The sequence below is a fragment of the Thermovenabulum sp. genome, from assembly GCF_049701175.1.
In the GTDB taxonomy this organism is placed as follows: Bacteria; Bacillota; Thermosediminibacteria; order Thermosediminibacterales; family Thermosediminibacteraceae; genus Thermovenabulum.
Map to the genome: position 1 here is coordinate 1 of NZ_JBNATW010000050.1, position 9,090 is coordinate 9,090.

Genomic DNA, 9,090 nt, shown 5'->3' on the forward strand with positions numbered 1-9,090 from the left:
TCTGAATATTTTTAATTTCCATTTTTAGGGTATTGACATATTACCGTAAGTCTTTATTTATTATACATTTCCATTGATTAATTTTAAGAACTCTTCTTCATTTATTATCTTTATACCTAAGCTTTGAGCCTTTTTCAATTTTGACCCCGGTTCTTCTCCTACAATCAAATAGTCAGTTTTTTTGCTCACACTCTCGGATACCTTCCCCCCCAAGCTCTCTATCAATTCCTTTACTTCATTCCTTGTATAATTTTTCAAAGTTCCCGTAACAACAAAAGAAAGGCCTTTTAATATGCCATCTTTATTTTTATTTTCTATTTCTCCTGCGGTATTTACCCCCGCTTTTTTTAGCTTTTCAATAAATTTTTTGACTCCTTCATTTTTGAAAAATGCTACTATGCTTTGCGCCATTTTCTCGCCAATTTCAGGTATTTTTATTAATTCCTCGAAAGAAGCATTCATCAATTCATCTATAGATTTATAATGCTCCGCAAGAATTGATGCCGCTTTTGAACCAATAAAAGGAATACCTAAAGCATATATTAATCTTTCAAGAGGCCTATTTTTACTTTCCTCAATAGCCTTTAAAAGATTGGCAACAGATTTTTCGCCCATCCTTTCTAAAGGAAGAAGGTCTTCCCTTTTTAAATAATATAAATCTGCAGCATCTTTAATTATGCCGTTGGAAAGAAGGGCATTTACTATTGCAGGACCCAATCCTCTAATATCCATTGCATCCCTTGAAACAAAATGTTCTATACTTCTCCTTACCTGTGCAGGGCATGATACATTAGTGCACCTATAGGCAGCTTCCCCCGGAAATCGAATTACCTTTCCCCCACATTCTGGACAAGTTTCAGGCATTTTAAACTCCTTTTCTTTCCCAGTTCTTTTCTCTTTTAAAGACCTAACAACTTCCGGGATAATATCTCCTGCTTTTTCTATTATAACAGTGTCCCCAATCCTAATATCCTTTTCTTTTATGTAATCCTCATTATGAAGGGTAGCCTTACTTACAGTACTACCTGCTATTTTAACGGGTTTGAGTATTGCCGTAGGCGTTAGGACACCTGTCCTCCCTACCCTTACAATTATATCCTCTATAATCGTCTCCTTTTGCTCTGCAGGAAATTTGAAAGCTATTGCCCACCGAGGACTTTTCGCAGTATTCCCCAACTTTCTTTGCATTTCAAGGGAATTTACCTTTATTACCATACCATCTATTTCATAGGGAAGTTCATGCCTTTTTTCAATAAAACTCATGCAGTAATCAATAGCATCGCTGAAATTACTAAAAAGTTTTGCATAAGGGTTAACTCTGAGTCCGACTTCTTCGAAGAATTTAAGAATTTCAAAGTGAGTAGTAAACTCTATTCCTTCATAATATCCTATACCATATAAAAATATGTTAAGAGGCCTTTTCGCAGTTATTTTTGGATCAAGCTGCCTCAAGGATCCAGCAGCGGCATTGCGGGGATTTGCAAATAAGGGGAGGCCCTCTTCTTCTCTTTCTTCATTGAGCTTTTTAAAGTCTTCCTTAGGAAGATAAACTTCTCCCCTTACTTCTAAAATTTTAGGCCTTTTCCCTTCAGGAAAATCCAATTTTAAAGGAACGCTTTTTATGGTTTTAACATTCTGCGTAACATCTTCGCCCACTTCCCCGTCTCCTCTTGTTGCAGCCCTTGTAAATATTCCATCCTCATAAGTTATCGATACTGCAAGTCCATCTATCTTTAGCTCTACTACGTATTCGACATCAGGACCTACTACTTCTTCAACCCTTCTTTTAAAATCCAAGAGGTCCTCCTTTGTATAAGCATTGGATAAACTCATCATCGGAACTCTATGGACTACCTGTGCAAAAGAAGAAAGAGGTTCACCTCCCACCCTTTGTGTGGGAGAATCAGGAGTAATAAATTCGGGGAACTCCTTTTCAAGCTTTTCTAATTCCTTCATCAGTTTATCGAATTCTGCATCAGAAATTACCGGACTATCATATACATAATACTGTTTATTATGATAATTTATTAATTCCCTCAATTCTATTATCCTTTTTAATGCCTTTTGTTTATCCAAATCCTCCACCCCCTTTTCGAGGTAAGGTTAGCCTATTTTAATAAGCGGTGCATATTTTGCTAAAAGATGCTTTTTGCCTTCCGTTTCAAATACAACTGTTATTTGAGCATCTTCTCCTTCTCCTATCACTTCCGTAACAATACCCTCTCCCCATTTTGCGTGTTTTACCCTGTCACCAAGGTGAAAATTATAGGAAAGTTTTTTATTCTCATTAGAGCTTAAGGTTTTTTCTTTTATAATTGGTTTTTGTTTTGTGATTTCCGTATTATCTTCCTCATCAAAAAAGCTCTCTCTTCCGGGTGTTACATCCTTAATTAGTCTTTTTGGAATCTCTTTTACAAACCTTGACTTATCGTAATAAGAGGACCTACCGTACAAATTCCTTTGCCATGCCCTCGTAAGATAAAGAATTTCCTTAGCTCTGGTTATACCTACATAGCAAAGCCGACGCTCTTCTTCCAACTCCTTTGTATCAAAAATGGATTTGTAATGCGGAAATATGCCTTCATCCATTCCTGCCAAAAAAACAACAGGAAACTCAAGACCTTTTGCGCTGTGTAAGGTCATTAATATAACTGCATCATCCTCATCGTTGTATTTGTCCAAATCCGTGTAAAGAGCTATTTCCGATAAAAACTCCTCTAAAGACCCTTCTTCATTCCTTAAAACAAATTCTTCTGCTACCGAGATAAACTCTTTTATATTTTCTATCCGGTCATTTGCTTCTTCAGTGCCTTCATTTTGAAGCTCCTCTAAATAACCGGTTTTAGAAATTATATTTTCTATCAATTCCGGGATTCTAACTCGTTTCTTTAATTCTTTGAGTTCCTTTATAAGTAAAGCAAATTCTCTTAATTTTTTACAGGTAGAGGCGGACATGGGCAAATTTCCTTCAATTATTAATTGAAATATTGACTTGCCTTTTTGAGCTGAAATTTGTTCCAATTGTTCTATCGTTTTGCTTCCTATTCCCCTTTTAGGAACATTAATTATCCTTCTTAAACTCATATTGTCTTCTTCATTTTCTACAAGCCTTAAGTATGCCACCAAATCCTTTATCTCTTTTCTTTGGAAAAACCTAACACCACCAAAAATGCGATGCGGAATTCCCATTTTCAAGAAAACCTCTTCAAAAACCCTTGATTGAGCATTTGTCCTGTAAAGAACAGCAAAATTTTTATAATAATATTCTCCTTTACTTACAAGACGCTCTATTTCGTTACCAATAAACAATGCCTCGTGATGCTCATTCTGCAGTTCAGCAAAATAAATCCTCTCGCCCTTTCCCTTTTCGGTGAAAAGCCTTTTTTCCTTCCTTGAAAAATTATGTTTAATTACCTCATTTGCTGCATCCAAGATATTTTGAGTTGAGCGGTAATTCCTTTCAAGTTTAACAACAAAGGCATCTGGAAAATCCTTTTCAAACTCTAATATATTTCTAATATCCGCGCCCCTGAAGCTGTAAATGCTTTGGTCATCATCCCCAACAACCAGCAAATTCCTGTGTTTTTCGGAAAGTAATTTTACAAAAACGTATTGAGCATGGTTTGTATCCTGGTATTCGTCGACAAGTATATACTTAAACTTTTCTCTGTAATACTCTAAAACATCGGGATATTTCTTAAAAAGTTCCACCGTTTTCATTATCAAATCATCAAAATCAAAAGCATTGTTTTCTTTTAATTTCTTCTGGTATAAAAGGTATATATTGGAAATTGTCTTCTCCTTTATATCTTTTGATTTATCAAAAGCCTCCTCTGCAGAAATCAGTTTTTCCTTATAACCGCTTATTTTTTCTAAACACATTGCTGGAGGATATTTTTTTTCATCAAGATTTAGTTCTTTCAAGCACTCTTTAATTAAATTTTGCTGATCGTCTGTATCGTATATTACAAAGTATCTTTTAAAGCCCAATTTCTCTGCATTATCCTTCAATATCTTCACACAGGCTGAGTGAAAAGTGCTAACATTTAAACCCTCTGCTTTTTCTTTTAAAAGCCTCTGCACCCTTTCTTTCATTTCATTTGCAGCTTTATTGGTAAAGGTAATCGCCAAAATATTTTCCGGATTTACTTTCATCTTTTCAACAAGATAAACAATTCTATAGGTAATAACCCTCGTTTTTCCGCTACCCGCGCCTGCAAGAACTAAAAGCGGGCCATTGCCGTATGTAACTGCCTTTCTTTGCGCCTCATTTAACTCCAATAAAAATTCCTGCAATTTTTAAAAAACCCCCATTATTCTTTATTATTTTTATTTTTGTCCAATTCTTCCAACCTCTCCAATATAAGTTTATAACCATCAGCCCCGTACTGCAAATAACGTTTTACCCTACTTATCGTAGCTGTACTTGCACCGGTTTTCTCCGCAATTTCTCCGTAAGTATAACCTGCTTTTAACATCTCCGCTACCTGGAGCCTCTGAGCCAATGCTTTGACTTCTCCTATTGTACATATATCCTCAAAAAAGCGGTAGCACTCATCTTTATTTTTTATCAACAAAATAGCATCAAAAAGCCTATCAATATATGGGTCCTTCAATTCCTTCAATTCCACAGTATAATCACCTCCTTAGTCTAAAAAAATTCGTAAGCTTAACTTGCCAACTCCTTTAATACATAAGCATATATTCTAAAATTCTTAATTAAATCTTCTATTTCTATGTACTCATCTTTTTCATGGGCAACTTCGGGCTTACCAGGAAATGCAGGCCCAAAAGCAACTGTATTTTTCATCATCCTTGCATACGTTCCTCCGCCAATTGTAAAGCAATAAGCTTTTTCTCCTGTGACCTTTTCATAAGCATCCTTTAAAGCCTTTACTATAGGGCTATCTTCAGGCACATAATGGGGAGGGCTGTTTTTTATATCATCAACATATATTCCTTCTATAAGATTTTGTTTTATTTTTTCAATAATATCTTCTCCTTTAAAACTTATTGGATATCGTATATTTATTACTGCCTTTGCCTCTTCTTCGTTTAATTTTATAACACCCAAATTCAAAGTAAGCTTGCCTGATATATCATCGGAAAAATCTATCCCCAAGCTTTTTCCATTAGTTTCAAAACCTATTTTCTCGTTAATAAATTTTATAAATTTCTTTTGCTCATCGCTTCCCGCTCCAATTTCGTACAAAAACGATACAAGCCTCGCAATGGCGTTTTGTCCCTTTTCAGGAAGGCTTCCGTGTGCGGAAACTCCGAAGGACTTAATAATAACTTTATCATTGCTATGTACCAGTTCTAACGGAAAACCGGTCTTTTTTATAAACTTTTCCAAATCTCTTTCTAAACCTTCATAGTAATCCATACAGCACTCCGCATAATCGGGAACCATATTCGCCCTTTCTCCACCCTTTAAAATTAAAGAATTTTTCATATCATTAAATTTTGACTTTAATGAAAAGGTAAGTATACCCTTTTCGCCGTTGATTATTGGGTATTCTGCATCAGGTGAAAAACCCATTGTGGGCATTTCATCGTGCTTCAAATAGTATTTTATACACTCCATTCCTGATTCTTCATTGGTACCAAAAATTATCCTTACTCTTCTTTTAAACTTAATATCAGCATCCTTTAAAGCTTTCAAAGCATAAAGAGCAGCTATCGCAGGACCTTTATTATCCGACGCACCCCTTCCGTAGATTTTGCCGGCATGAATTTCTCCACCATAAGGAGGGTACGTCCAATTAGAGCCTTCAGGTACCACATCAAGATGGACCAACACACCAATCATTTCTTCTCCTTCGCCCCACTCAGCCCATCCTACAAAATTATCGAGATTTCTCGTCCTCAATCCAAAACTTTCAGCAAGTTTCAAAACATAATTTAATGCATCAGCCACTCCTTTACCAAAAGGCATCCCTGGCAGAGGATTTTCCTGTACGCTCCTAATCTTTAAAATTTCACAAACCGAATTTACAAGTGCTTCTTCATTTTGCTTTAAAATGGCATCCAAGTTCATTTTTTCTACCTCCTAAATTTTTCATATTCCTAAATAAAAATTATTCCACTTTAAATGTAAAAATCCTTTTAAAAAAATAAAAACAGCCTTTATAGCTGTTTTAAAAAGTATACGACCCACTTATTGCGTGAGTAATAAGTGCAAATAAAGTCCCCACTAAGGCTCCACTTAACACATCAGAAGGATAATGCATACCAGTGTATATCCTTGAAACACCAACTAAAGTAGCTAAGGTGTATATAAGATACGAATAAGAAGGAAAATAAAATGCAAAAATCGCAGCCAAAGAGAATCCTGCAGCTGTGTGGCCTGAAGGGAAGGAATAGTCCTTTAACAGTTTTTTCCAAAAAGTGTTTACATTTGGCAACACAAGATAAGGTCTTTTCCTGTAAACCGTCTTTTTAAAAAATTGAACAATCCCCTGGCTTCCTGTTAACGTAATCAAGGCTTCTAAGGCCGCTGCTTTTGCCTCTACTTTGCCAAATATATAAAAGAAAAAGCAAACAAGCAAAGAAAAAGTTGCTCCTCCTAAGTGGGTTATTTTTGGCATTATGATGTCCAAGTATTTACATCTCATCCTTTGATTCAAAAGTATAAATAGACTTTTATCACCGTGATAAATTAAATTTAAAATCTTTTTTATAGTATTCTTCACTTATAAGCCCCCTACTCAACAACCTCAACCAATATTCCATTTTTTTCTACAGCTTTGATTAGAGGGTTAATAATATCCCTTTCTTTATGCAATTCAAAAGCTGATTGTAAAGGTTTCCCTACTATTATATGAGTAATTTTATTATTCTTTGCATATTCTGCAAGGGTATTATAAACGTTATCACCAGCCAATATAGAGACATATCCGCCTAAGGATTTTGCATATTCAAAAAGCTCAAGAAGTATTTTGTGATCTTTAAGTTCCTTATTTAGCTCAGTAGATTTATTAACATATACTACGCAAAATTCGCCTCCTGCTTCTCTGGCCCTGTCAGCACCCCTCTTTATAAGCCTTTCACAGCTCTTCTGAGGAGTAACACAGACCATAACCCTGTGCACTACTGCAGGGTCAAAAATAGCTATCATGGGAAAACCCCTTTCAATTTTATAACTACACTTTCATTATATAAAAAATATATTTCTCTTTCAATTGAGAATGTAAGATTTAGTTTCTCATTTTTATTTATTTTTTTTACTTAGATATGGTCATAACTGGAAGGCTGAGAATTGGACTTGATTAAGGACAGTGAATTTATTTATTGAATTTTATAATTTTTTGATATAAATTATAAACAATATTTGGCTTTCCTAACTTTTTATTTTATTACTTTACAAGGGCTAAAACACCTTTTTCCTCGATTTTTTTATCCCACAGTATAGCTATATCTATTACCTCTTCAATCCTTTCAACAGGTATTATATCTACACTTTCTATAGACTTAAACATTTCTTGATAATTCTCCTTAGGAATTACTACCACTTTTGCCCCCGCCTTAATAGCAGCATCTATCTTAGCCGTTATTCCACCAACAGGTTTTACAATGCCTCGAATAGAAATTTCGCCTGTCATAGCAACAGTATTTTTCACCGGAAGCTCTTTTATTGAAGAATATATAGCTGTTGCAACAGCAATCCCCGCAGAGGGCCCGTCTAAGGGTATCCCCCCCGGAAAATTAAGGTGTATATCAAAATCGCGTGGATCAACGCCAAGGTATTTTCTCATTACCGTAAGGCAATTCTCAACTGAACCCCTTGCAGTACCCTTTCTTTTTAGCCTATACGCTTCGCTCCCCAACTCTTCCTCTTCGACAATTCCTGTCACAATCAATTTCCCCTCTCCCTTTTGTACCGGAATCGCTGTCGCTTCAATTTCAATAAGAATGCCCAAATTGGGCCCGTAAACTGCAAGGCCGTTCACAAGACCTATCTGAGGGGTTGAGGAAATTTTTTTATCGGGCCTCTGCGTGTATTGTCCGCAGTTTATAATCCACTCAACGTCTTTAACATCAATATTTTTCCTTTTTTCAAGAATTGCAATACTTGCAGCCATTTGTACTATATTTACAGCTTCTCTTCCATTTGTAGCATATTTTTTTATTATATCTATTACATCTTCCCCAATTTCAAAGTTTATTTTTTGTACAGCGTTTTTTACAATTTTTCCTATATCTTCAGGTGACAGGGGTTTAAAAAATATCTCTACACACCTTGAGCGGATTGCTTGCGGTATCTCCTGAGGATTTCTCGTAGTTGCGCCGACTAAACGAAAATCCGCCGGGAGTCCATTTTGAAAAATATCGTGTATATATAAAGGTATGTTAGGGTCTTCACTGCTATAGTAAGCACTCTCTAAAAAAACCTTCCTATCTTCCAGCACTTTTAATAACTTATTCATCTGTACGGGGTGCAATTCCCCTATTTCATCTATAAAAAGAATTCCACCATGAGCTTTAGTTACAGCACCAGGTTTTGGCTGAGGTATACCTGCTATACCGAGCGGCCCTGCTCCCTGATAAATCGGGTCATGAACAGAACCTATCAGTGGATCAGCAATGCCTCTTTCATCAAACCGCGAAATTGTTGCATCAACTTCTACAAATTTAGCATCTGGCCCAAAAGGTGATTCGGGGCATCTTTTAGCTTCTTCTAAGACCAGTCTTGCTGCTGCAGTTTTACCTATACCCGGTGGACCATAAATTATTACATGCTGAGGGTTTGGGCCACAAAGGGCTGCTCTTAGCGCCTTTAATCCTTCTTCCTGTCCAATTATTTCTTCAAAACTTGTAGGCCTTGTCTTTTCTGCAAGCGGTTCTGTAAGGGAGATCTCGCGAAGTTTCTTTAATTTTTCCAATTCTTTTCTTGATTCCCTATCTATAGTAATTTTGCTGCCCTGCTGACTTTTAATCAAATTTAAAAAGTAAAGGCCTACAATTATAACAAAAGCAATTTGAATAATTGTTAGGAAATTGGATGTTATATTCAAACCAGTCACCTCCCTTTCGATCGCGTCAAGTATTTTTAGGTTTTTTTAAAACTCACCATCTCACCACAAGATG

The 9,090-nt window shown here is 35.9% G+C and carries 7 protein-coding genes; all 7 read right to left on the minus strand.

Features of this window, described 5'->3' with window-relative positions:
• Positions 1–60: 60 nt before the first annotated feature.
• The 7 genes from ligA to lonB all read right to left on the minus strand — a co-directional run bounded on the left by ligA (position 61) and on the right by lonB (position 9,017).
• The gene (gene ligA, locus ACPLVF_RS11725) at positions 61–2,076 is read right to left on the minus strand and encodes an NAD-dependent DNA ligase LigA (RefSeq protein ID WP_424908008.1); all 2,016 of its coding nucleotides are present in this window, start codon (positions 2,074–2,076) and stop codon (positions 61–63) included.
• Between the two features lie 27 nt (positions 2,077–2,103).
• A complete protein-coding gene (gene pcrA, locus ACPLVF_RS11730) occupies positions 2,104–4,296 on the minus strand; it encodes a DNA helicase PcrA (RefSeq protein WP_424908009.1) in 2,193 nt (730 codons plus the stop codon).
• 17 nt (positions 4,297–4,313) lie between these two features.
• A complete protein-coding gene (locus ACPLVF_RS11735) occupies positions 4,314–4,631 on the minus strand; it encodes a YerC/YecD family TrpR-related protein (protein ID WP_424908010.1) in 318 nt (105 codons plus the stop codon).
• Between the two features lie 38 nt (positions 4,632–4,669).
• Positions 4,670–6,040 carry a dipeptidase PepV gene (gene pepV, locus ACPLVF_RS11740; RefSeq protein WP_424908011.1) on the minus strand — a complete coding sequence of 457 codons (1,371 nt, stop codon included), beginning with the start codon at positions 6,038–6,040 and terminating at the stop codon, positions 4,670–4,672.
• A 100-nt stretch (positions 6,041–6,140) separates the two neighbouring features.
• Positions 6,141–6,695: a phosphatase PAP2 family protein gene (locus tag ACPLVF_RS11745; protein ID WP_424908012.1), complete on the minus strand. Its 555-nt coding sequence runs from the start codon at positions 6,693–6,695 to the stop codon at positions 6,141–6,143.
• Positions 6,696–6,706: 11 nt separating this feature from the next.
• On the minus strand, positions 6,707–7,120 hold the full coding sequence (locus ACPLVF_RS11750; protein ID WP_424908013.1) for a universal stress protein UspA: 414 nt from the start codon (positions 7,118–7,120) through the stop codon (positions 6,707–6,709).
• A 238-nt stretch (positions 7,121–7,358) separates the two neighbouring features.
• Positions 7,359–9,017, minus strand: a complete 1,659-nt coding sequence (lonB, locus tag ACPLVF_RS11755; RefSeq protein WP_424908014.1) for an ATP-dependent protease LonB — start codon at positions 9,015–9,017, stop codon at positions 7,359–7,361.
• Positions 9,018–9,090: the final 73 nt, after the last annotated feature.